General features: G+C 59.7%; 14 protein-coding genes. 7 read left to right on the top strand and 7 right to left on the bottom strand.

Annotation, left to right across the window (positions count from 1 at the left end):
• Nucleotides 1–2,661 (bottom strand): M14 metallopeptidase family protein, encoded by a 2,661-nt coding sequence (locus CRI94_RS09265; RefSeq protein ID WP_218919370.1) that lies wholly within the window; start codon nt 2,659–2,661, stop codon nt 1–3.
• Nucleotides 2,662–3,029: 368 nt separating this feature from the next.
• Complete coding sequence (locus tag CRI94_RS09260) at nt 3,030–5,027, bottom strand: transglutaminase domain-containing protein (protein ID WP_143815354.1); 1,998 nt, start codon at nt 5,025–5,027, stop codon at nt 3,030–3,032.
• A gap of 339 nt (nt 5,028–5,366) precedes the next feature.
• Between CRI94_RS09260 and CRI94_RS09255 the strand changes: the two genes are divergently transcribed.
• The 5 genes from CRI94_RS09255 (at nt 5,367) to CRI94_RS09235 (ending at nt 15,506) form a co-directional block, all read left to right on the top strand.
• Nucleotides 5,367–6,089, top strand: coding sequence for a metal-dependent transcriptional regulator (locus CRI94_RS09255; RefSeq protein WP_245846147.1), 723 nt, complete (start codon nt 5,367–5,369; stop codon nt 6,087–6,089).
• Nucleotides 6,090–6,396: 307 nt separating this feature from the next.
• The gene (uvrA, locus tag CRI94_RS09250) at nt 6,397–9,453 is read left to right on the top strand and encodes an excinuclease ABC subunit UvrA (protein WP_098075415.1); all 3,057 of its coding nucleotides are present in this window, start codon (nt 6,397–6,399) and stop codon (nt 9,451–9,453) included.
• Nucleotides 9,454–9,992: 539 nt separating this feature from the next.
• Nucleotides 9,993–10,436, top strand: a complete 444-nt coding sequence (locus tag CRI94_RS09245; protein WP_098075414.1) for a hypothetical protein — start codon at nt 9,993–9,995, stop codon at nt 10,434–10,436.
• A 405-nt stretch (nt 10,437–10,841) separates the two neighbouring features.
• On the top strand, nt 10,842–13,883 hold the full coding sequence (locus CRI94_RS09240) for a TonB-dependent receptor (RefSeq protein WP_179862230.1): 3,042 nt from the start codon (nt 10,842–10,844) through the stop codon (nt 13,881–13,883).
• 240 nt (nt 13,884–14,123) lie between these two features.
• Nucleotides 14,124–15,506, top strand: a complete 1,383-nt coding sequence (locus CRI94_RS09235; protein WP_218919369.1) for a M24 family metallopeptidase — start codon at nt 14,124–14,126, stop codon at nt 15,504–15,506.
• Nucleotides 15,507–15,586: 80 nt separating this feature from the next.
• Here CRI94_RS09235 and CRI94_RS09230 read toward each other — a convergent pair whose 3' ends face one another.
• From CRI94_RS09230 to CRI94_RS09210, 5 genes are all read right to left on the bottom strand, one after another.
• Nucleotides 15,587–15,982: a four helix bundle protein gene (locus tag CRI94_RS09230; RefSeq protein ID WP_098075412.1), complete on the bottom strand. Its 396-nt coding sequence runs from the start codon at nt 15,980–15,982 to the stop codon at nt 15,587–15,589.
• A gap of 157 nt (nt 15,983–16,139) precedes the next feature.
• Complete coding sequence (locus CRI94_RS09225) at nt 16,140–16,931, bottom strand: SDR family oxidoreductase (RefSeq protein WP_098075411.1); 792 nt, start codon at nt 16,929–16,931, stop codon at nt 16,140–16,142.
• A 158-nt stretch (nt 16,932–17,089) separates the two neighbouring features.
• The gene (locus CRI94_RS09220) at nt 17,090–18,604 is read right to left on the bottom strand and encodes a DUF4153 domain-containing protein (protein ID WP_098075410.1); all 1,515 of its coding nucleotides are present in this window, start codon (nt 18,602–18,604) and stop codon (nt 17,090–17,092) included.
• A 92-nt stretch (nt 18,605–18,696) separates the two neighbouring features.
• Nucleotides 18,697–19,029, bottom strand: a complete 333-nt coding sequence (locus CRI94_RS09215) for a winged helix-turn-helix domain-containing protein (RefSeq protein ID WP_098075409.1) — start codon at nt 19,027–19,029, stop codon at nt 18,697–18,699.
• Nucleotides 19,019–19,648: a hypothetical protein gene (locus tag CRI94_RS09210; RefSeq protein WP_098075408.1), complete on the bottom strand. Its 630-nt coding sequence runs from the start codon at nt 19,646–19,648 to the stop codon at nt 19,019–19,021. The genes CRI94_RS09215 and CRI94_RS09210 overlap by 11 nt, the downstream gene beginning before the upstream one ends.
• 995 nt (nt 19,649–20,643) lie before the next feature.
• On the opposite strand from CRI94_RS09210, the gene CRI94_RS09205 reads away from it, so the two are divergent.
• Nucleotides 20,644–21,201 carry an ECF-type sigma factor gene (locus CRI94_RS09205; protein WP_098075407.1) on the top strand — a complete coding sequence of 186 codons (558 nt, stop codon included), beginning with the start codon at nt 20,644–20,646 and terminating at the stop codon, nt 21,199–21,201.
• 101 nt (nt 21,202–21,302) lie between these two features.
• The gene (locus tag CRI94_RS09200; protein ID WP_098075406.1) at nt 21,303–23,978 is read left to right on the top strand and encodes a serine/threonine-protein kinase; all 2,676 of its coding nucleotides are present in this window, start codon (nt 21,303–21,305) and stop codon (nt 23,976–23,978) included.
• The last annotated feature ends 50 nt before the right edge of the window (nt 23,979–24,028 follow it).

Raw genomic sequence — 24,028 nt, 5'->3', positions numbered from 1 at the left:
CTAGGGAGTGTAGATGTGAGAGCCGAAAAACAGGGCGTTGAAGAAGAGGCGTCCGGTTCCGAGCCACATGCCGCGGAAGTTCGGGTTGTCCGCGAAGAGAACGATGCGTCCCCGGCCGACCTGGTCGACGACGAGAGACGCGGTGCCTCCGAGCGTGTCCCGATTCGCTTCGGAGACGTATCCGCTCAGGCGAGGGGCATCGACGTACTGGGCGACGGTGCTGAACGGATTCGCAGCGGGCGGAAGCAGGATGTCGTGGTCCCGGTAGACCGGCAGGCTGCGCGGCGTGTAGCCGAATCCGAGCGGGTGTGTCAGGTCGAGGTCGGCTTCGAAAATAGCGCCGCCGATGCGCTGCGCGCCCCGACGGTCCGCTGCGGTTTCGTAGTCGAAACGGGCCGGCATATCGTCGCTCTCCCCGATTGAGGCCGTTGGGACGGAATCCATGCCATCGATGAGTGTTGAGTCGTTGGCGAGGCCCGAGCGAATCGCCCACGGCGTCGCGCCCCGAATCGTTATTAGCGTATTCCCGGCCTCGATCCACCGCTGGAGGTCATCCATGAAGCGCTGGGGCAGGTCATCGTATCGGCCGGAGACCATGACGAGTGCATTGTAATCCGGCAGGTGGACACGATCCAGATCCGCACGAGCCACCTTCGTGATGGGCATATCGACGCGCGTGTCGAGTACGTACCAGACCTGCCCGGCTTCGTACCCCGACACGCCGTTTCCAACGATCATGAGCGCGTTGGGCTTTTCGATCGGCTGAAAGGCCGGGCTACCGAGGTCGATCCCGCTGCGAGCAAATCCGCTCGGTACGGCGTCGATGTTCATTCCGGCCTCTTTCTCGACGGCCTCGACGACGCGGTGCAGGCTATCTGCGGAAATCGACTGCGGCTGGACGGGGAGAAGCACAGAGCCGCGCGGATAGGAGACCGGGCCTCGATCCGTCTGTATTTCGAAGGGTTCGAATGCCGCTTTCACGGTGAGTCCGTGCTCGAGTAGCGCATTCAGCACCTGGGCGGCTGGGTCTTCCGTCCAGTCGACGAGATATGCATACGAGCTCTCTGGGACACGTCCGATTCCGTCGGGGGATGGCACCGTGGTTACTCGCTCGCCGCGGGGCACGGAGCCTCGCTCCACTCCGTGATGCGGCAGGCCGTAGGAGAGTGCCATCGACCACGCGGAGGTGTCGTAGAAGACGCTATCCGCAAACGACGTCACCTTTTCGAACATTGTCCGGACCATCCGGTGTTGGGCCTGCCGGGTCGGAACGACGTAGGCCGAGCCCGGGGAGAAGGTCTGGCCGTCATATTCGGCCGTCTCATTTAGTTCGTAGACCTCAATCTGATGCTGGAGAAGAAGGTCGAGGAAAGCCCTCGTCCGACTCTGATTCTCATCGTTCCCGAAGACGTAGGCAGAAACCGGAAAATCCTCGGCCTCGTCCAGCGCAGAGGTGAAGAAGGTGCGCTGGTGCCGGAGGAGGCGTTCACGCTGCTCGATCGCGGTTTCCACCGTAGCGAGCGACGTGCGAAGCTGGTTGCGGATCGTATAGGGAAAGGTGACGAGCCGGCTGTCACTCTGCTGAATGTGGCCGCGGGCGCTGGCCTGCTCGAAGACGAATCCCAGTCCGCCCTGCATGTTCGGATACGTCGATCCGTAGCCCGGGTAGGAGTTGTCGAAAATCTCCTTCGTGAAATACAAGGTGCCGATATCGTCGAGCGCTTCAGCGTAAGCATCGGCAAACGGAGCAGTAAGCTCCGTGTAGACCCGGTCCGGAACCAGCGGATTCCAGGAGTCGACCGGCTCCGTCGGCTCGAAAAAGTATGTGTTGTCTGTGCCCATCTCGTGGACGTCCGTCACGAGGTTCGGGCGCCAGCGGTGGTAGAAGGCGACGCGGTTGCGGCTCTCGATCTGCGTGAGCGGGAGCCAGTCCCGGTTGAGGTCGAACCAGTAGTGGTTCGTGCGCCCGCTCGGCCACACCTCGTTGTGCTCCCGGTCGAGCGGGTCGGCGACCAGCGGATCGCCGCGGTGCATGTTCGCCCAGTTCGTATGCCGGTCGCGCCCGTCCGGGTTGAGCACCGGTTCGACGAGAAAAATGCCCTTCTCCAGCCGCTCCTCCGCCTCGGATCCCTGCTCAGCGGCAAGCGCGTACGCCTGTAGCATCGCGACCTCGCTGGACGACGTCTCGTTGCCGTGCACGCCGTACCCCAGCTGAACGACAATCGGCTGCTCGGCGAGGTCCGGAGCATCGGCCGCCGGGTCGCTGATGGCGAGGTGCTGCTGACGGAGCGACTCCAGGTTCGCGTGATTCTCCGGCGAGGTGATGACAGCGTAGATCATCGGTCGAAACTCGTTCGTCCGGCCCACGTCGCGGATTTCGACGCGGTCGGAGGCGCGAGCCAGCTCACGGAAGTACGCCACGATGCGAGCATGGCGCGTGTGGTACGTCCCGATGTCGTATCCGAGAAAGTCGGAGGGGGAGGGAATCGCTTCGTCGAAGGCCGTTGTGGCCGGGAAATAGTAGTTCTCGGGTATGTCGCCGGGCTTGACCTGTGCGTGGGCGGTCGGGAGGGCCGTACCGCTGGAGATGGCGAGCAGAAGGGCAAGGGCCAGCGAAAGAAGACGGCCGGACGGGCGAACCATCGAGCGGAAGGAGGGCATGCTGTCGGGGAGTCGGAGGATAACTGCGTCCGCTACAACATGCATGACGCCGACCTCACGCGCAACACGCGGTCATCTGTGGTGTGCAGAAGGGAGGGTTCAATGCAAACGGTCCGGGACGCTGGCCTCGGACCGCTCGAAAATATCCGGTCTGTTGACCTGGTTCTTACTGCTGGACGAGGACCATCTGCTCCCGTTCGTTCCGGGCCATCGCGCGAACGAGCTCGCGAAACGCCGGGTACGCACTGGCCTCGAGTTCTTCGTGCGGCATCTCGATGTGCCGGACGTACGTCACGGTGCCGTCGCCATGATCGGTGATCGTGGCATGCGCCCGCCGAGCCTCTTTCTCGACGGACGCGTTGCAATCGTTAGCGAGACTCGCTTGTCCCGTCTTCGGTGGTGCGTTTCAGAACGATCGGCTCATTCTGAGCAGCGGTGATGTCTTCAAAGTAGCCTCGCAGCTTATCGTACACGTCGGGAGCAAAGCGCGTACTGTTTAATACCTGTATTATTCGCATGCTAATTACTTGGTCGTTTGCCTGCACTATGCGCTGAAAGGCGACGTTGTCTGTCATTTCGACAACCTTGTTTTCCGGCATTTCCGCAATCTCCCAGCCTTCCGGAATCATGAGAGACAGCGTGTAGATGCTTTGGCGAGGATATCCGAAATCGACCGGGAAGGACCGCGTCTCCGCTTTTAACGGGTTCTCTTCCGGCCGCCCGATAATTACCGGGTTCAGGTATATCGTGTCACCGGCAACCTGAGCGTATGATGGAAGGGTGACGGTTGCAGACGTCTGAAGATTTGGATCGTCGACCGTGAGGCCGGAGGTTGTGACATCCTTGACGTCTGCCTCCGAATCCAGTAGTGCATCTCGAATGAAGGCTTGTGGAGATTCGGCTTCTGCAAGGCGTTCGCGATTTCGAACCGCAGAGATGGATTTATTCGTGACGCTGACATTCGCCGAGACATCGCCGCTTGGGGAAATGCTCGCGCGGATCAGGCTGCTGCGAAACTGGGTAGCCGTCGGGGGAATGGGGATCCACGTTGGCTTCGCTGCAATCTTCCACCCCTGCCCGTTCAGGGCACGGTACGGGAGCATACCCATGGGACGGGCAGGACTCGTGGCATCGAGAAAGATAGGCTCGTCATCAATTTCTAACTGGACGATCACCGAGTTGAACTGCGATAGGAACGGGTAGATAGGCATGGGCGCACCGTTGCTTCGCGTGCTGATGAGTACGGGGTAAGCGTCAATGCCGGCGATTCGAAGCATGGAGCAGAGCAGAAGGTTGATGTCCCCTGTCGTTCCTCTCCCTCGTTCCAGAGCGTCGTCCAGGCCTCCTTTCGAAGCGAACGCGCTACTGCGACCATCCCAGTTCATGGTGTTCGCTACGAAGGAATAGATTGCCTGCATCTTTTCCTCCTTCGATTTGAGGTGGTCGACGATCGATTCGACGCGATCGTTGACATTGCCGTGACGGCCGAGTTGCTCCCCAAGTCTCGGGTCCTCAATAAGCATCTCGGCGAGCGTTGGCCACGATGTGATGAAATGCCTTTCCTGTCCTGTACGAGGATTCTTGTACCGATTCAGCTGAAAGGTCAGAGACATCCTGTAATTTTCGAGCGTGGTTATGAACGGCTCCGCGCGGAGGGCGGGAATGTTTGTTGCCACCCAGCGTTTGCGACGCTCATTCATCACTTCCCTGTCGGTTTTCTCGTCGAAGTCGTTCGAACCGTGAGTCATAATGATGTAATCGAGCCAGTTCGGAATGCGAGTCTCGTATTCGCTATACACGGTTGGCTCTGACGACTGGAAGTGCCAGGTCGGTAGGGAAAGAACGTCCTTGGAGTAGGACTCGTACCGGTATTCGATCACCGCGCCCGGCTCCAGGTTGGGCAGCGTGAAGGTAACGCGGTGGACGCCGTCACGTATTTCCTCTTCAAAGATATCGTTGTCATGGATTTCGACTAGCTGGATCGATCCGTCGTCGCTCCGGACGAACGTGTGGCCCTCAATGCTGCGGACATCTTCCCGGTTGTGAGCGGAGCGATAGGTGAGCGACACGGTACCGTGTTCGTCGAACGCGGCCTCGTCGAGCAGCTTAACGCGGGTTGAGCGTTCGAGACGGAAACGGTCACGGCGGGAGATCTCAAGCCGACCGACATCGGATAGAATTACGGCCGTAGCATTTGAGTCGGCGGGGTATTCGGTGAAGTCCAGTTCCGCATCCGAGATTTCTTTCCACTCTGCGGGACCCGGTTCGACCGGCTGGGTGTGACCTGACGTGACCGATATACCCAGAAGGGATATCGCAATCAGAAGGGGACGAAGGTATCGAACGTGCTTGGTACACAAAGACATGAAGTAGAGCTGATTCAGCGTGCGACAATCGACAAATTCTCGAATGTCCAGAATGGACAGCCCGCGGTATGGCAGGCGAAAAATGCTAAAACGATAGCGGGACTCAGGAGAGACGTCGTATCCAGAAGCCAACAAAAAAGAGCTAAACGTGTCGTTGGTAGACGTGTCAACAAGACGTAATATCTATATCTATTTAGGTAACTGCAAGACTGGGTAATAGAGGGTCGGTTTGTCTATTGATGAATGTCTAGCATAAGTGACATTCAAAAAGGTCAGATGTCATTTCGAAACCGTGTGCGGGGATCAAACGGAAACCCGTGCGGGTTCGTCGAACGATCGATGCTCTCTGCTACCGCCGTACCGTTCATGCTGAGCCCGACCATAGAAGATTACCTCAAGGCGATTTATAAGCTGCAGGTTCGGCACGACCCGCCGGTGTCGACCAGCGCGGTTGCCGACGCCATGGAGGTATCGTCCGCGTCTGTCACGAATATGGTGCAGCGTCTGGATGAACTCGGGATGCTCGTCTACGAGTCATATCGCGGCGTCACCCTGACGGAAGCGGGCACGAAAGTAGCGCTCGAGATTATCCGCCATCACCGTCTTTTAGAGCTGTACCTGAAGGAGGTGATGGACTACTCGTGGGAGCAGTTGCACGAGGAAGCGGAGCACTTAGAGCACCACATTTCTGAGGAGTTTGAGAGCAAGCTGGAAGAGCTGCTCGACTACCCGACGCACGACCCGCACGGCCACCCGATCCCGTCACGCGACGGCACGGTGGCCGAAGTCAGCGCCCGCCCGCTCGTCCACGTGAAGGCGGGAACCAGCGTGCAGGTCCACCACCTGGAAGACGCCGACCCGAAGCTCCTCCATCATCTCGAAGATCTAGGCCTGATGCCGCGAACGCGCGTCGACGTCGAGGAACGCGCCCCGTTCGACGGCCCCCTCACGCTCACCGTGCACACGCCCGATGGCCCCAAGACGGAGGTTGTCGGCCGCACCGTCGCCGCGGCCGTTTTCGTGAGCGACGACGTGCCGCAGGGCAGGCCGGACGGGGTGTAGAAGGAAGATAGTGGACACGCGCTGGTTAACGCTGCCAGCTTTATTCATGCCGTTTCGCCCTTCGCATTCCCCATTTCGCATTGCCCTTCCCAATTGTGACACATCCCGCAATTCCGCCCGGGACACATGTGTGTGACCGAAAACGCTGAAACGGGCGTTCCGCAAGATCGTGTAAGGTGGATGGTTTCGACGCCCGAGATTCCGGTTTCGGATCGGAAATTGGGCCTGTCGTTTGCTATGAATTGGTTCGTGGTCCAACGACGCGGACCCTCGCCCGAGCATTTCCCGCCTTCTCCCCCAGCCCCGCATGCACGAACGCATCACGATCCGCGGCGCGCGCGAGCACAACCTGCAGAACGTCGACCTCGATATTCCCCGCAACGATCTCGTGGTCATCACGGGCCTGTCGGGCTCTGGCAAGTCGAGCCTTGCTTTCGATACGATCTTTGCCGAGGGGCAGCGGCGCTACATGGAGAGCCTGTCGGCCTACGCCCGGCAGTTTCTCGAAATGATGGAGCGGCCGGAGGTCGACTACATCGACGGTCTCTCGCCGGTCATTTCCATCGAGCAGAAGACGGTCTCGGGCAACCCGCGGTCAACCGTTGGCACGGTCACGGAGGTGTACGACTTTCTTCGTCTGCTCTATGCTCGTGCGGCGACGGCCTATTCGTACGAGACCGGCAACCGGATGCGGAAGCAATCGGACGATGAGATTATCGACGGCATCCTGGATGTGCCGGAGGGCACCCGCCTGATGATTCTCGCTCCGGTGGTGAAGGCCCGGAAAGGGCATTACCGCGAGCTGTTCGAGCAGACGGCCAGCCAGGGCTTCGAGCGCTTCCGTATCGACGGCGAGATGCGCGAGTACGAGAAGGGCATGAAGCTCGATCGCTACAAGACACACGACATCGAGGTGGTGATCGATCGCCTCGTCGTGAAAGACGGTATTCGCGCCCGGGTGAACAAGTCCGTCAGCACGGCGCTTGACATGGGCGGCGGTACGCTCATAGCCAGCATCGTGTCGGGCTCGCCGGAGGGCGTCGAGGAGGGCGACCATCTCTTCAGTCGCCACCTGGTGGATCCGGAGACGGGACTCAGTTACGATGAGGCGTCGCCGAACATGTTCTCGTTCAACACGCCGTATGGCGCGTGTCAGGAATGCGACGGCCTCGGGGTGACGAACGAGCTTGACAAGGAGCTGATGATCCCCGATCCGTCGAAAACCATCCAGCAGGGCGGCCTCGTTCCTCTCGGGAAGCCGCGCGACATCTGGATCTTCAGCCAGCTCGAGGCGGTGGCGGAGGCGTACAACTTCGATTTCGAGACGCCGATCGAAGAGTTGACCGACGAGCAACTCGACGTGATCCTCGAGGGGGCCGGTGAGCAGCAGTTCGACATCGTCTACAAATACAAGGGCCGTGAAGTCCGGTACAAGCACCGCTACGGCGGACTGTATCAGCACATCTGGCACACGTACGAGAACACGAATTCGTCGAAGCAGCGGCGCTGGGCGGAGTCGTTCATGCGCAAGATGCCATGTCCGAAGTGCGGCGGCGGTCGGCTCAAGAAAGAAAGTCTGAGCTACAAGGTCGCCGGCAAGACGATTGCCGACCTCGCCAACATGGACCTGACGAAGCTCCGCCAGTTCTTCGAGGACGTGGAGCTGGAGGAAGGACGCCAGAAGACGATCGCCGAACCGATCATTAAAGAGGTGAAGGAACGCCTCGACTTCCTGATTGGCGTCGGCGTCGGATACCTGACCCTCGATCGCACGGCGCGCACGCTCTCCGGTGGTGAAAGTCAGCGGATTCGCCTCGCAACGCAGGTCGGGACGCAGCTCACCGGTGTGCTGTATGTTTTGGATGAGCCATCCATCGGCCTGCATCCGCGCGACAACACGCGCCTGATCAAGAGCCTGCAGAACCTTCGCGATCTCGGCAACTCGGTGCTCGTGGTGGAGCACGATCGCGAGATCATGGAGGCGGCCGACTACGTGATCGACCTCGGTCCGGGCGCCGGTACGCACGGCGGACACGTCATGACGGCGGGGTCGCCCGACGCGCTGACCGTGGACCCGACCGAGCGCACGGGCGTGGCCGCGAACGGAGAGGCAACCAGCACCGTGGCCGAGCGCGCCGAGGCGTACAAGAGCGACCACTATACCTTCGAGAGCCTGACTGCGGCGTACCTGCAGGGGCATCGCGCCATCTCCATCCCGGAGAAACGGAATCCCGGGACCGGTGAATCGATGGTCCTGAAGGGTGCAACTGGCCATAACCTGAAGGGGCAGGACGTCGAGTTTCCCCTCGGGACGCTCACGGCGATCACGGGCGTGAGCGGGTCCGGTAAGTCGACGCTCGTCAACCAGACGCTCTATCCGATCCTTGCGCGGCATCATCACAGGGCGAAGATGGTCCCACTGCCGCACGATGAAATCGAGGGTATCGACAACATCGACAAGGTGATCGAGATCGACCAGCAGCCCATCGGCCGGACTCCACGGTCGAATCCGGCGACGTATACCAAGCTGATGGACTACCTGCGCGATCTCTTCGCGAAGGTGCCGGAGGCCAAGATCCGGGGGTACGACAAGGGACGCTTCAGTTTCAACACGAAGGGCGGTCGCTGCAAGAAGTGCGACGGCACCGGAACGGTGAAGCTCGAGATGAACTTCCTTCCGGACGTCGAGGTCACCTGCGACGAGTGCGGCGGCAAGCGCTACAATGAGGAGACGCTGCAGGTCCGCTTCAAGGGGAAGTCCATCGCGGACGTGCTGGCGATGACCGTGAGCGAGGCGCTGGAGTTTTTCGAGAACCAGCCGCGCATCATGCGTAAGCTCCGGACCCTGGACGCGGTCGGACTTGGCTACATCACGCTCGGCCAGCAGTCCACGACGCTGTCCGGTGGAGAAGCGCAGCGCGTGAAACTGTCCAAGGAGCTCTCGCGACCGGGAACGGGCGACACGCTCTACATTCTCGATGAGCCAACGACGGGGATGCACTTCGAGGACATCCGTCACCTGCTGAATGTGCTGCGTGCGCTTGTAAAGAAGGGCAACACCGTGATCGTTATCGAGCACAACATGGATGTGGTGAAAACCGCGGATCACGTGATCGACCTCGGGCCGGAAGGGGGCGAAGGCGGTGGAGAGATTGTCTTCGCCGGTACGCCGGAGGCACTCGCCGATGCCGATACGCACACGTCGCCCTTCATCCGGGAGGAGCTGGAACGGGCTCGCCTCGTTGCCCAGATGGAGGACGAGGATGTTGACCTCGATAGCATGAGCGATGATGACTCGGACATCACGGATGGATTAGACGAGGAACCGGAGGAAGAGGCCGAAGACATGGGGATGGCGGCGTGAAGTAGTTTCAAGTTCGGGGTTCAGGGTTCAAAGTTCAGCGTTCATAACCTTTTTGTCGGATAGGCGACAGACACAGAGCGCATAATCAACCCCGCCTAGTGTGACGAGCGTCGCGAGGACCGACCATCAGGAGGTCCGTACGTTGGGAGTGCCGAAGGCTGCCCGCCAAACAGGTTTTCAAGGTTCAGGGTTCAGAGTACAGCGTTCAACGTACGGGAGCCTTTGGCGTCCGAAGCTGTCCGCCCAAAAGGTATTCAGAGTTTGATCCAAACCCTCACCGTCGCACGGCCGTGCGACGGTGAGTTGGGAAAGAGCGAAAGTGGCCGTGCGACGGTGGCTTGTTTTGGGCTACACAACGGTCCTTTTTTCCTATGGCGCGTCTGCGCCCAGGCGAAGTGCCCGAGAATCTGGCGCGTTCGTTCCTTCTCTCCAACGTGGTGTGATTGCGCGTGTCAAATCGCTGTGTGGGGGAATCCTGTCGATACGGCCGTCATTCAACGCACGTGATATCCCTTTTGACGTCTAACCGAGTCGTGGCTATGGCCTCCAACGATCAGAAAGACATGCCGGACTTCGTGCCGGAGTACGATAAGCCGGACGCGCCGGGCATCCACATGAACTTCGATAACACGGTGTCGATCTACCACATCGTGGGCGAGGAGGACGGCTTCGTGGCGGCTGCACAGGATGTGTTCGGCCTGCTGAAAGAGTCGGAGGACCGCTTCCCCGGGTGGCCGCGTGTGCTCTACCTCGACATCAACGGTCACCTCGACGAGGAGGGACGGTTTGATGATGACATGGTGGAGTTGCAGCAAGAATTTTTGATCGCTGCCCTTGGTCCCTTCTTTACGGCGCTGGCGCTGCCTATCATTTCCGTCATTAACCCGGATAAGCAGCGCAATGACGTGCCGGAGGAGCTCGTCATGCAGGATCCAAACGCACCACTTCCCGACGACACTTCCTGGCCCCGAGAAGAGAAATAGTCTCCGACCACAGCATCGCGTCGCCGGGGCGGCGTTGTGGCATTAGGAAATCGAACATCCCACCTGGTAGCGATTTTTTTAGAACGTTTTTGTAGACGAGTTCGCTTTTTCATCGTGGGAGAAGGTTTGTTGAAGGGACTTGACAGGTGAAATTGTGAAGCTCAAATACTCAAAAATGAACGTGGTAAGGAGGCCACGTGGAGTTGATGTTTAGATCGATTAATTTCGATAAAGAGACGTAGAATCCGTCTCGTGTCATTCTGGATGACTGGACAGTGCGCCATTGGATGAGGTATCTACGTTCGTAGACGTTTCCCATTCGCCCCTCGCTTCATATGGAGGGCAACTCTAAGAGGGAGGAGTGGGAAACGGGACGTTCATCGATTCATGTTGCTTCTCTCTCCAATGCAAAACTCAAACTACCCTGCGCAGGCGCGGTCGGTGTCCGGCGCTGCGGCGCACGAGGATCGGTTCGGCCTCGTTTCCAAAGGTCGCGCTCTCGGGCGCTCGCTTATCATCCTCATGCTCGCCCTCATCGCCTGTGCGATCTCACCCTTCGAGGTCGCCGCTCAAGATACGGGCGCTATTGTCGGTACCGTCGTGGACGCGAACGATGGCGGGCCCCTGCCCGGGGCCAATATCGTCCTTCGAACCGGGCCGGAAGCCTCAGCTTATGCGGGAGCGACGGCCTCCGTTGACGGAGAGTTTCGCCTCGAAGACCTCGAAACGGGCTCGTACATCCTGGAGGTTTCATTCGTCGGCTACCAGAAGCAGACCCGGGAAGTGTCCGTGTTGCCGGATGATCTCAATCGTGTTCAGATTGAGATGAAGCTGGCGAGTCAGTCGCTCGAGCAGGTCGTCGTCTCGGCGTCCCGTCGACAGGAGAAAATTCTCGATGCTCCGGCGTCAATTTCGGTGATTGCCCGGGAAGACGTAGAGCAGACGGTGTCTACCTCGCCGGCATCCGCTGTTCGTCGTGCCATGAGCGTCGACGTGGCTCGGACCGGTATCAATAGTCGGGAGCTCGTCCTGCGTGGATTCAACAATGCGTTCAGTGGCGACACGTATGTGCTGTCGGACTACCGTGAGGCAGCCGTGCCTGCTCTCGACGCCAACCTGTTCGCCATCATGCCGCTTCCGTCGGTCGACGTCGAGCGCGTGGAGGTGGTGCGTGGTCCGGGTTCGGCGCTGTACGGCCCGGGTGTCGCGAATGGTGTTGTTCACTTCTTCAGCCGCGATCCGTTCGGCGATCCCAGCGTGACGGTGTCCGCGACGGGAGGATCGCGCGCGTATGCAGGAGGAGAAATGCGAGCGGCCGGACACCTCAATGACTTTGGCTTCAAGGTCACGGGACGGTTTGCCCGGGCAGACGAATGGATGCTCGACCCGGACGACCCTGAAGACATCCGCGAAATCGAAGACTATCGCATCTACTCCGAGTATTACAACGTTCCGGACGGCCGGCGTGTCTCGGTGAGTGACTACAACGGCGACGGGTCTCGCGACTACCGCCTTCGCCGTGAAAAAGACCACCGTTCCATGTCGACCTCGGGTCTCATTGAATGGCGTCCGACGTCGGATACGCGCGTGGCTGTGAACGGTGGATACAGCGGCGCCAAGAGCGTCGTGCAATCAGGCATCGGAACGATCCAGTCTGATATGTACGGCTATCGCTACGGCCAGCTTCGCATCCGGCAGGGTGGCTTCTTCGGGCAGGTTTACTACAATGAGATCGACAGTGGCGACAATTCGTACGTGTACGGCAGCGGTGAGTCGCTCTTCGACGAGTCGCTTCAGTGGAATGGTCAGCTTCAGTACAACACGATTCTTTCGGGCCTTAACGCTGACCTGACCGTGGGTGTGGATGCCGATTTTGTTCGTCCGCGAACGAACGGCACGGTGACGGGCCGTTTTGAACATCGCGATGCCATCAATCAGTACGGGACCTACGCGCAGGCCACCTTCGCGATGGGTGACAACGTCGACTTTACAGCGGCTCTCCGTGGCGACTATAACAACGTGACGGAGCAGCTTCGTGGCTCGCCCCGTGGTGCGCTGGTGTACCGATTTGCGCCCGGCAACAGCGTGCGCGTGAGTTACAACCGTTCGTACTCTGCGCCCCAGACGAAGAATTACTTCCTGGATATCGAAGCGCGGAACCGGACGATTCTCAGCAACAACCAGCTTGGTGAGTTCAACGTCTCACTTCGCGGCATCGGGGCGGTTGACGGGTTTACGTTTGATACATTCCGCTCGAACCGGCAGAATACTGCACCGAACCCGGCCATTCGCTTTTTCGTCCCGAATACGACGTCAACGGGGGTTGGATTCGATGAACCGGTCTCGCTACGAAACTACCCGGTCGCCCCGGTCTACCGAGCGACGGTCGCCTTCTTCGAGTCGCAACTCGAAACCGGGGATTTGTCGCAGGATCTCATCGAGACGCTCGGACAGAGCAACATCGAAACGTTTAGGCGCCTTCTGGCGCAGGTGGCGGGCAGCGCGGATCCGTCGGCGACAGCGAATGAGGCGAATGGAAGCGTTCGCCTTGGCCTCCTGGACGACAAAGCCGCGCTGGGGTACGAGCCGGTTGCCGGTCCTGCAGACATCGAGCCGCTGGGCCAGACCATGACGCAAACGATTGAGGTTGGCTACAAAGGCCAGTTCGAACGCGTTTCGCTGGAGATGGCGGGGTACTTCGAGCAGAAGCAGAACTTCATCGGGCCGCTCCGGCAGCAATCCCCCTTTGTCTACCTGAGCCCGGAGTTCGCCTACCAGAATATCGAGCAGATCATTCAGTCTGACCCGAATGCCGAAGCGCTCCTCCAGGACATTCTGGATAACTCGAGCATGACGGTGCGCAGCCAGGTGTACGAGTTGCTCGCAGGTACCGTGGGAGGCACGCCGTCAGCCGTGGTTCAGCCGGATAATGCCAACAATCTGCTGGACACGCCCACGCCGGACGGCGTTCAGCAGGTCGGTGGTCTGGTGAGCTACCGTAACTTCGGTGAGGTCGAGTACTGGGGAGTAGAGGGAAGCATCTTCTACACACCCGCCGACGTGGCCGAGCTCTACACGAGCTTCAGCTTCATGAGCGATGAGTTCTTCACCAATGAAGAGCTGGACGAAGCAAACGAGCAGTTGAGCGTTGCCCTCAATGCGCCTTCGTTCAAAATGAAGTCCGGCGCCAACTTTTCGTTCAACAGCGGTTGGGCATTTGGCGTCGCCGGTGAGTACGTAGACGGCTTTCCCGTTCAGAGCGGACCGTACAATGGAAACGTCGATTCGTATTTCCTCGTCGATCTGTCGGCGGGATATGCGTTCGGCAATGGACTTCGGTTCGACGTCACAGCCGATAACGTGCTCAACAACGAGCACAGAGAGTTCGTCGGAGCTCCGCAGATCGGTCGCCTTATCCTCGGTCGCGTCACCTACGAGTTGAAGTAGCGCAGGAGCGCGAGTGTAGAATCCGATCGTCCGCTCGAACATCGGTTCGACGTGGAGTAACGTATGGAAGCGCCGATCCGGACGGGATAGCCGTTCCAGGGTCGGCGTTTTCTATTGTATGGTCGCCTGATCTCTATCAAGCGGGCTTGCCCCTCACGACTGAAGCCGGTAGATTGAGCATCACCCGCGTCCCCGTCCTCGCTCTGATCAGGAAGTATGCCTTGCCTTTCCGCCCGCTGCATGCGCCTCGCTGTGTGGCTGCTCGTCGTGTTTCTCTTCGTCCCCTCCGTTCAGGCTCAGTCCGCGGATATCCCGGATAGCTACACGCCTGAGCATTCTGCTCCGATGGATCCGGTTGAGTCCATCGTGCTTCCGATGCGCGAGCGAGCCGAAATCATCAACCGCTGGCTCGAGACGCGACTGGACGAGGTCGTCCCGATGCTGATGCGACGGGAGAACATCGACATGTGGGTAATCAGCGCGCGAGAGTACAACGAAGATCCTGTCATCCGATCGATGCTCCCGGCCACGTGGCAGGCCGCCCGGCGCCGTACGATCCTGGTTTTTCACGATCGTGGACCGGACGAAGGTGTGGATCGTCTCGCGATCGCGCGTTACGATGTCGGGCGCTTCTTCCAGACGGCGTGGGACAAGAGCGAGCAGCCAGACCAGTGGGCGCGTCTAGCCTCACTGATCGAGGACCGGGATCCAGAGCGAATTGCCGTAAACCGCTCCGAGATGTTCGCCCTTGCCGATGGGATGACCGATACGGAGTTCGGTCAGATGCAGGAGGCGTTGTCTCCGACCTATCGAGATCGGATTGTAAGCGGGCAAAAGCTCGCCGTCGGTTGGCTGGAGACGCGGACGGAGGAAGAGATGCAGGTGTACCCACAGATCGTGCGCCTCGCTCACGCGATCATCGCGGATGGACTGAGCGGACAGGCCATCCAGCCCGGTGTGACCACGACGGAGGACGTGCAGTGGTGGTACCGCGACCGCATCCGGGAGCTGGGAGTCACCGCATGGTTCCATCCCAGCGTGTCGATTCAGCGTCAGGGCACGGGAGCGGACAACGACTTCTCGTCGGATGAGGCGACGGCGACGATCGAGCCAGGCGACCTGCTCCACGTCGATTTCGGCATCACGTATCTGCGGTTGAACACAGACACGCAGCAGCACGCCTACGTTTTGCGGCCCGGGGAGTCAGCGGCGCCCGAGGGACTGAGCGAGGCTCTGCGCGTGGGGAACCGTCTACAGGATCTGCTCACACGTGAAATGACGTCGGGGCGCACCGGAAACGAGGTGCTCGAAGCAACGCTTGCTGCTGCGAAAGAGGAAGGCATCGACGCGACGGTGTATACGCACCCGATCGGTTATCACGGACACGGAGCCGGACCGCTCATCGGACTCTGGGATCAGCAGGGCGGCGTGCCCGGACGCGGGGATCATCCGCTGTATCCCAACACGGCGTACAGCATCGAACTCAACGCGCAGGTTGCCATCCCCGAGTGGGACAATCAGAAAATCCGCATCATGCTGGAAGAAGATGCCTTCTTCGACGGAAACTCCGTGCGATACCTCGACGGCCGGCAGACGGAGCTCTATGTATTACCGCGACACTAACAAATTAAATGTTCAGGGTTCAGAATTCAGGGTTCAGGGTGCTCTCCGAACGAATAAAACGCTGGTAAGCCCGCCTGTTGCTACTTGGGTTCGTTGAACTTGTATCCTTTCCGGTTAGAGGATTTGAGATAGCTGAGTAATCCGGTAATTAGTGCAATGACTTCGCCGCAGGCATCGTACAACGTATCAAATTGCTGCTCGCTTATGTAACGCACATCGTAGGCGACATAGAGGTGGCTTTGCAATTCGAGCGATGAGGCACGCGCCTGCAAGAGGAATTGAATGAACTCGCGATTGCTACCTCGCCCGAACCCTTCTGCAATATTCGACATGACGGAAACGGCACTTCGTTGCATCTGGTCACGGAGTCCAAAGTCACGTCGTAACCCACCGGATCGCGTAACCTGATACACGTCCCCTGTCAGCTTGCGCGCCTTCTTCCATGCATCAATATCTCGATAGCTTGAGAATCCCATGTCTCTGGATGACAAATTTCACTTGTCCGTTCATCCGAAAGACACATCCGGGATAAATCGCATAACGTGAGCGGACTCTGAACCGTGAACTATGAACCGTGAACTATGAACCGTGAACTATGAACCGTGAACTATGAACCGTGAACCCTGAACTGTTTTACCGTGTGACGCTGACCGAGCGGATCAGTCGGTTGAAGAGCGTTGGCGATAGACGCTTCAGGTAGACGCCGGCTACCTCTCGTCCGCCCACGTACACTTCGTCTTTGGCGGCCACGACGGCGTCGGCGATCGCCCTCGCGCAGTCGCCCGGTGGCATGCCCTCGGCCTGTGCCGGGTCCATCTTCCCTTGTGCCGAGCCGTCGGCCGTCAGCGCGTTATTTGACACCTGCGTACGTATGAAGCCCGGGCACACGAGCGTGATGCGGATGCCATCGTCAAATACTTCCGCTCGAAGCGAGTCGAAGTAGCCGTGGAGCGCGTGCTTCGACGCGGCATATCCCGACCGAAGCGGCGTCCCGAACTTTCCGACGAGGCTCGTTACCACCGCGATGTGTCCGGACTGTCGTGCCAGCATGCCGGGCAGAATTGCTTGATTCAGTCGTACCGTGCCGAAGAAGTTTACCTCCATCAGGCGCCGTACGACCGCATCTTCCGTCTCCCGCGCAAGGCTCCGCTGACTGATGCCAGCATTGTGCAGCATGAGGTCCACGACGCCCTCCAGACGCACCGTGGCCGCCGCCGCGTCGATCGACTCTGGCTCCGCTAGGTCTATGGGCACAACGAGGTGCTCATCCGGTCGGGCGCAATGCTCCCGGACCTCGTGCAGGCGATCCTCCCGACGAGCTGACAGGATGCACCGTGCGCCGCGTCGGCTGAAGTCATACGCACAGGCTTCACCAATCCCTGACGATGCACCGGTAATCCAGATCAACGCGTTTCGGAAGTTCATGGCACGACGGTTCTACTTGAAAGGAGAGACGGACTGTTAACGTACAATGAACGCCTAGCCTTCCACAAGCAGGATTGGCGATCCGTCTGTGATCATGCGGAGGCGAATGTCTGCCATCTTGTATCGTCTCCATTCTCTTTATACGTTCGCGGTATGCATTACCGAACGAACGGGCGGCGTACCTCCGAGCAGTTCAGCGCGGCATCGCTTGCGTGCCACCACAGTTCGGTCTGGTGCATTTGGACGGCGGCGTATGCCCGGGATCGGCTCCACGTCCAGCCTTTCCATCCACGCGGGGCCGGGTCGTCATACGCACAGAGAAGAGCATCGGCCACGGCCGACCGATCGGTGGCCGATGGTAGGTGTTCAGCCGACTCCGCCAGGGTTGGTACCACATCCGTGCTCAGCGACAGAGCGTAGGAGACATCAAACGTCCGCGTTTGCGACGCGCGGTCAATGTTGAAGCGGACCACCTGGGCCTCTGGGTTGGCAAGTGTGAGTCCCATCAGCAGAACGAACCCCGCGATCGCCGCTCCGGGGACGAAGCGATCACGCTGAGAGCGAAGCACGGTGGCGCCGAACCAGAAGAACACGAGTGCTGCCCAGACGAGAAAGACGCTGACGTATAGTCGCATCGCGGACAGCCCGAATTCGCCAACGTACACGAGCATGCGCTGTCCGGCGGACATGAGCATCACGGTCAAAAGAAGCAGCACAACCAGAGCCATCTGGCGGAAGGCCGTCTGAGGGCGTGCAGTGTCATCAAGGCGCGTGTGAAGGCCGAAGAGTACGAGCAAAGAAAGGGAGGCGACCCACGAGAGTTCGAAAAAGCCTTCTCGGGCGTACTGTGCGATTGTCAGACCGCGTGTGCCGAGGACCGTTTCGAGGCCGCCGAAGAAGTACGGAAGCTGCACCATGACGTACCCGCCGAAGAGTAGAGCGATTGAGCCAAGGATGACCTGTATTTCTGTCGCGCCGATCGTCTGCTTCGGCTCGTGGCGAACGTCCACGTCCAGAACGAACAGCGAGCCGCGCAGGACACCTGCTGCCAGGCCGCCAAAGAATACCACGCGCACGATGTGCCACCACGCTGACTCAATGTCGATCTGGATCGCGGAAAGCAGGATCCGCTCGAATGTCTGATCGGCTGAAGCGAGAAGCGTCCCGAACACAAGTAAAAGCGGTGCGGTGAGAAGGAGACCGCGAGCAATTCCCGTGGCGTGCACCGACGATCTGTGAGTGTTCAGGCGTCGATAATCGAAGTTGAGTGTGTCTGGAATGAGACGGAGCCAGGCGCTGAAGACGGTCTGTACGAGCGAAAGCTGGCCAATCCCGGCGCGCAGAGCCGGATGAAGAGTGGCAACCTGCTGCTGCCGAATGAAGAGGACAAAGAGGCCGAGCAATCCTAGGACGATTGCTGCCGTGAGCGGTGGTGCATCGCGTAGCAGCAGCAACATGCCAAGGACGCCGATCCCGGCGAAAGGAAGCGTCTCGCGAAGCGTCGCTGTTTTCCTCCAGCGAAGGGTGAGCACAGCCACTCCGCCGCACAGCCCGAGCACCCACAGCGTGCCGTTCAGTCCGAGGACGGGTGTGTCGAAAAGGAGGGTGCCGAGCACACCCAGGAAAAACGTGCAGCCTGCCGCTTCATAAATCAATCGGGATGACGTTTGCATGGTTTGGTAAAATGATTACTTTGTATTGTAAAGTGATGTCTCAAAGAGAAAGCGCGGCCCACCGGTGAAGAGGTCGCGCATGTGGAGCGAGGCTACTCGCCAAATCCCAGAAGTTGCTCCATCTGATCGATGTACTGCCGAAGGGCGTCGGTACCGGCGTTGGTGATCTGGTATTCGGTTTTCGGCGTTCGCCCGTCGAATGACTTGATGCATTCCACATACCCGGCTTCCTCCAGCTTGCGAGCATGCACGCTGAGGTTGCCGTCGGACGTGTCGAGGCGTTGCTTCAATTCGTTAAAGCTCAGCCGGTCACCGGTCGCGAGGGCGCTCATGATTCCGAGGCGAACGCGGCCATGAATGAGGCGGTCGATTTCGCCGGGGCGGACGCGCTGAGCACGGAAGGAAGATGTTCGGTTATCCGCCATGGCGACGAGCAATGATGAATCCAAAAATCAGGTGGAGGCCGCCGAATCCGCCGGCGAGCAAAAGGTTGTGCGCGGCAGGCGGGGCGAAAAGGGTCAGCGCCCCGACGACCATAAAGCAGGCGCCCATGATGGGGACAACGCGGACGGAGAATGTGCCGGCAGTCATTGTGGCTGCCCCGTAGCAGGTCAGCCAGATGCCAGGTAGAAGTTCGGTCTGTCCGTGATACAGAAGAGCAGCGGTCAGCAGGATGCCGGTTGCAAGGGGCGGAAGAAGTCCGAAGACGTATTTCCGGGCCGGTCCCGACTGCAGCGGGACGTCCTGTCGCCGGGCCTTCCGGATCATCGCGACGACGCCGATGACTGTTGCAAGGAGTGCCTCCCCGGCCCAGACGAGCAGCCACAACGTCTCCGTTTGCATGATCGACGAAAGTGCCGCCGCGCCCAGCGCGGTAACTCCCATGCCGATACTTCCAAATCCGGGGACGGCGGTAAACTGCCCTCCGGACTCCATCATCGAGCGGATGAAGCGAAGGTCGCTGGATGCACGCTCGGGCGTCGATGGCTGGACCGGCTCGTTGTCACCGGTGGTCGGACGTACAGCGGGGCGGTCGCTTCGCATGAGAGAAGAGGAAGATACGCGTACTTTAAAACACAAAGTGAATCAGAAAAATCAGAATAGCAACTGGAGCCAAAAAATATTTCTCAGGCCATTGCGCGCAGCGATGCGGACATCCGGAAACCACGGGATAAACTCCCCCGCCTTATTTAGGAGTGGATGGCAGCGAATGAGGCGCGAGTGTGCGCCTCGCGCCGTAGATAACGGATGTCAGCAAATTCGTTTGTCGGAACGAGGGCTTTGCTGGCGCGAGGAGAAGCGACGGACTGATGTGAGGCGTGACGGCCACCGGAGCACCGCCTGTAGCCGGGAGCGGGACAATTCTGCTGACGGCTGGATCGTCCGGGGTCCGCTCCGATAACGGGCGGGTGGTGTCCGCAGTTGGATGAGTGGCACCTTGATTTCTCGTCGCTGATACGGTAGCTGGCGAGCGTGAGGATGAGTCTGGAGCCTGGACGGGCATCAGGGTTGCCCCACGAGGCGGCGTGTATCGGATTTGGGCGTAGGCGTCCGAGGCCAAGACGGGCAACAGACACAGAAGCGTAAGAAACGCGACTCCGATCTGGTGCGCCGATAGAGCGTCGAGCCGAAATGAGGGGGAAATGGGGTCCATCATAAGCGAAGGGGCTACGTCGGTTATCGACAGAGCGAAATGACATGTCGATGGAGCTACCGACTCAGACTGTCTACAAAAAGAAACGATGAGGAGACCCGTCTGCAGACAAGGCGACGGAGTTTGTCTTCCGTTCTATCTCACCATACGCAAACCATCCTTCGTACCTATCATCCGTGATCATTTTGTTGATTGGAACGATGCTCCAATGGATTTCTATCGTTTGGATCCTTCCGGTAAGAGCAGGCGTCCATGTACGGTAGATGGACCGGTAAAACATGTCATTACTCTCAGTGAGCTACGACAGAACTCTGTTGTGGCAAGTCAGTGTGCACACATTGTTGTGTGTTAGCTGCAGAATCAATTTACAACCACTCGTTTCTTAATGTCATCGTCCTCATCCCCGGTCACCCATCTTCTCCATGCTGCGCGGGATGGTGATGCCGACGCCCTTGATGATCTAATTCCGCTCGTGTACGAAGAGCTGCGACGTCTCGCACGAAAGGTGCGGAGCGACCGCGGTGCATCCACGATCGATACAACGGGGCTCGTACACGAGGCATACGAAAAACTGGTGCCGTCGGATGTCGAATGGAAAGATCGCACGCACTTTTTCCGTGTTGCTGCTCGTGCGATGCGGCAAGTGCTGATTGATGCAGCCCGCCGCCGCCAGGCGGACAAACGGGGGGGGACGGAGACGGCAATTTCATTCGATGATAATCTGTACTCAGAGCCGATCAACGATATCGAGCTCCTCGCGCTGGACGATGCGTTGGATCGGCTGGCTGATATGGACGATCGGCAGGCGCAGATCGTCGAATGCCGGTTTTTCGCGGGACTCACCGTTGCGGAAACGGCAGCGGCTCTGGATATCTCCGAGCCTACGGTTTACCGCGACTGGCGAGCCGCCCGCGCCTGGTTGGCTTCCCAGCTTACCGCGTAAAGCCCGTTCGGCCAACCGTAGACCCTCTGCCGACGGGACATTTTCCCCTTGAACGCCCAGGATCGGCACCGCATAGCCTCCTCTTTTTTCCCTCTTTGCCCATGACCCCTGACGAGTGGAAACGCGTGCAGCGTCTCTTTCATGCTGCTCTCGATCATCCGGAAGAGGAGCGGGATTCGTTTCTGGACGACGCGTGCGGCGATGAGAATATACGCTCTCGCGTCGAGGATCTGCTTAAGGTGGATGCCGGTGCAGCGGCTCGACTTGATCGGTCTCCGGCGCGAGGTCCCGGTGACCGGACGACGACTGGGACGACAGTGGGGCCGTATGAGGTCCAAGAGGAGCTCGGGCGAGGAGGCATGGGCCGCGTGTTTCTTGCCGAGCGGAGCGACCTCGGTAACCGGGTCGCTCTGAAGCTCGTACGAAACGCGATGGCGGCTCCCGACCGTGTGGAGCGATTCCTCGTCGAACGCCAGATCCTGGCTCGTCTCGAGCACCCGAACATTGCCCGCCTTCTGGATGCCGGAGTCACCCCGGACGACACGCCCTTTCTGGCGATGGAGTACGTCGAGGGCGAAACGATTATAGCCTACTGCGATCGCCGTCAGCTGTCCGTACAGGAGCGCCTCGAACTCTTTGCTACCGTGGGAGCGGCGGTCGCGCACGCGCATCGCAACTTGATCGTCCACCGCGATCTGAAGCCGTCCAACGTCATGGTGTCGGAGGATGGGCGGGTGAAGCTGCTCGACTTCGGAATCGCCAAGTTGCTGGAGGACGATGGTCCAGGCCTCACGAAGACCGGGGGGGCGCTGATGACGCCGGGATATGCCGCGCCCGAGCAGGTTCGGGGCGATGCCGTCACGACGGCGACCGATGTCTACAGCCTCGGTGTGGTACTGTACGAACTCCTCACGGGGATCCGGCCGCATGATGACGCGGCGACGAAGGATTCCGCGCCCAGTGATCTGGATCAGCGTGTACTGGAGACGCAGCCGCGTCCGCCGTCGGATGTCGTCGGACTTGCGAGCACGGAAACGGCTGAAGACCCGGCTGAGGCACGAGGCACCACGCGGGCCGATCTTCGTCGTGCGCTCCGCGGCGATCTGGACACGATCATCCTGAAGGCCTTGCGAAAAGAGCCGGAACGTCGATACGATGGCGCCGCGCAATTGATCGAAGATCTCGACCGATACCTTAAGGGGCGTCCCGTTGCAGCACGGCCCGATTCGGTAATGTATCGCACAACGCGGTTCGTTCAGCGGCACGCGGTCGGCGTGGCTGCTGTTGCGGCCGTCGTCGTCGCTGTCGTCGTGGGCCTCGGGGCCGCAATCTGGCAGGGGCAGCGAGCTCGAGCGGCACAGGCAGAGGCAGAAGCTTTGCGCGAACAGGCAGAGCAGGAATTGGCGAAGTCTGAAGCCGTTACCACCTTTCTCGTGGACCTGTTTCAGGCCAGCAACCCGAACGAGAACCCGGGACTAGATCTGACAGCCCGGACGCTCCTCAACCGGGGCGAACAGCGTGTCGATACGCTGCGCGGCCAGCCGATCGTCCAGGCGGAGCTGCAGAACGTGATCGGGCAAGTCTACACCGATCTTGGAGAGTACGAAAAGGCCGATCGACTTCTGATGGCCAGTCTGACGACCCGTCGGTCGGCAGCCGGGGAGACGGAAGAGGTGGCGCAGGCATTGTACAACGTGGGCGTGCTGAGATGGCGCCAATCTCAGTTCGCGGAGGCGGAAACGGTTCTACGTCAGTCGTACGAGATGTGGAAGAAGATCCATGGCACGGAGATCCACCCGGACGTTGCCGGCGCGCTTAATGCGCTGGCACTCTCGATCAGCAAGCAGGGACGTCTCGCGGAGGCGGTTCCGATGCAAGAGCGGATGATTGAGATCAGCACGCAGCTTCAGGAGGAATCCGACGAGTGGACGGCCATGAGTCAGAACAATCTGGCGGTGCTGTATCAGAATCTCGAGCGCTACGGCGACGCCGTTCCTCTCGCAGAAAACATGCTCGAGTTTCAGAAAAAGGCACACACCGCGCCGCATCCGCAGATTGCGATGGGGCATACGAATCTGGGATCGATCCTCACCGACGCCCTCCGTGCCGATGAAGCCTTGCCGCACATTCGGCAAGCCCTCGAGATGAGGGAGAAGATCTTCGATTCCGGTCACCCGATGAGAGCGAGTTCGCATCATAACCTCGCGGAAGCGGTGTACCGGGACGGAGATTTTCGTGCGGCGGACTCACTCTTCACCCGGGCCATTCAGCTGACGGTTGCGTCGGTCGGGATGGAGCATGCGGCGCGTGGAGACGTGCTGCACGACTACGGTCTCCTACTAACCGATCAAGGCCAGTTTGACCGGGCGAGAGATACGCTAGAGACCGCACTCGCGATTCGAGAAGCGATTTCTGGATCAAACCAGACGCGAATTGCACGCACGCTCGCCGCACTCGCGAATCTAGATCTTATCGCAGGCACCGAGGATGCCGCGCGTGTGGCCGAACGTCGGCTTCGTCGAGCGAAGGAGATTTTCGACCAGCGGTTTGTCGAGCCACATCCCTTCGGCGCCGTCATCCAATCTCGCCTCGGGCGAGCACTGCTCATGCAGGGGGACGATCAGGAAGCAGAACCGCTATTGCGGGGCGCTTACGATGTTTTGTCTGTCGCGAGCGGTGTCCCGACGCTAGACGTGGAGCCGACGACGGAGGCACTGGCAGCCCTTTATCAAGCGCGTGGCGAGACCGAATATGCCGATTCGTGGAGGCGCAAGTAGTCTGTCCGATCGGTCTGCGACGGGCGGCCGCCGCGGGCCAATGTCCGGGT

The sequence above is a fragment of the Longibacter salinarum genome, assembly GCF_002554795.1.
GTDB lineage: Bacteria > Bacteroidota > Rhodothermia > Rhodothermales > Salinibacteraceae > Longibacter > Longibacter salinarum.
The sequence above is the reverse complement of the archived record's forward strand: the minus strand, read 5'-3'. Positions and strand labels throughout refer to the sequence as shown.

Coding starts and splice junctions, on each gene's coding strand:
- CRI94_RS09265 (WP_218919370.1), bottom strand. CDS start 2,661: ATGCCCTCCTTCCGCTCGATGGTTCGCCCGTCCGGCCGTCTTCTTTCG.
- CRI94_RS09260 (WP_143815354.1), bottom strand. CDS start 5,027: ATGTCTTTGTGTACCAAGCACGTTCGATACCTTCGTCCCCTTCTGATT.
- CRI94_RS09255 (WP_245846147.1), top strand. CDS start 5,367: ATGCTCTCTGCTACCGCCGTACCGTTCATGCTGAGCCCGACCATAGAA.
- uvrA (WP_098075415.1), top strand. CDS start 6,397: ATGCACGAACGCATCACGATCCGCGGCGCGCGCGAGCACAACCTGCAG.
- CRI94_RS09245 (WP_098075414.1), top strand. CDS start 9,993: ATGGCCTCCAACGATCAGAAAGACATGCCGGACTTCGTGCCGGAGTAC.
- CRI94_RS09240 (WP_179862230.1), top strand. CDS start 10,842: ATGCAAAACTCAAACTACCCTGCGCAGGCGCGGTCGGTGTCCGGCGCT.
- CRI94_RS09235 (WP_218919369.1), top strand. CDS start 14,124: ATGCGCCTCGCTGTGTGGCTGCTCGTCGTGTTTCTCTTCGTCCCCTCC.
- CRI94_RS09230 (WP_098075412.1), bottom strand. CDS start 15,982: ATGGGATTCTCAAGCTATCGAGATATTGATGCATGGAAGAAGGCGCGC.
- CRI94_RS09225 (WP_098075411.1), bottom strand. CDS start 16,931: ATGAACTTCCGAAACGCGTTGATCTGGATTACCGGTGCATCGTCAGGG.
- CRI94_RS09220 (WP_098075410.1), bottom strand. CDS start 18,604: ATGCAAACGTCATCCCGATTGATTTATGAAGCGGCAGGCTGCACGTTT.
- CRI94_RS09215 (WP_098075409.1), bottom strand. CDS start 19,029: ATGGCGGATAACCGAACATCTTCCTTCCGTGCTCAGCGCGTCCGCCCC.
- CRI94_RS09210 (WP_098075408.1), bottom strand. CDS start 19,648: ATGCGAAGCGACCGCCCCGCTGTACGTCCGACCACCGGTGACAACGAG.
- CRI94_RS09205 (WP_098075407.1), top strand. CDS start 20,644: ATGTCATCGTCCTCATCCCCGGTCACCCATCTTCTCCATGCTGCGCGG.
- CRI94_RS09200 (WP_098075406.1), top strand. CDS start 21,303: ATGACCCCTGACGAGTGGAAACGCGTGCAGCGTCTCTTTCATGCTGCT.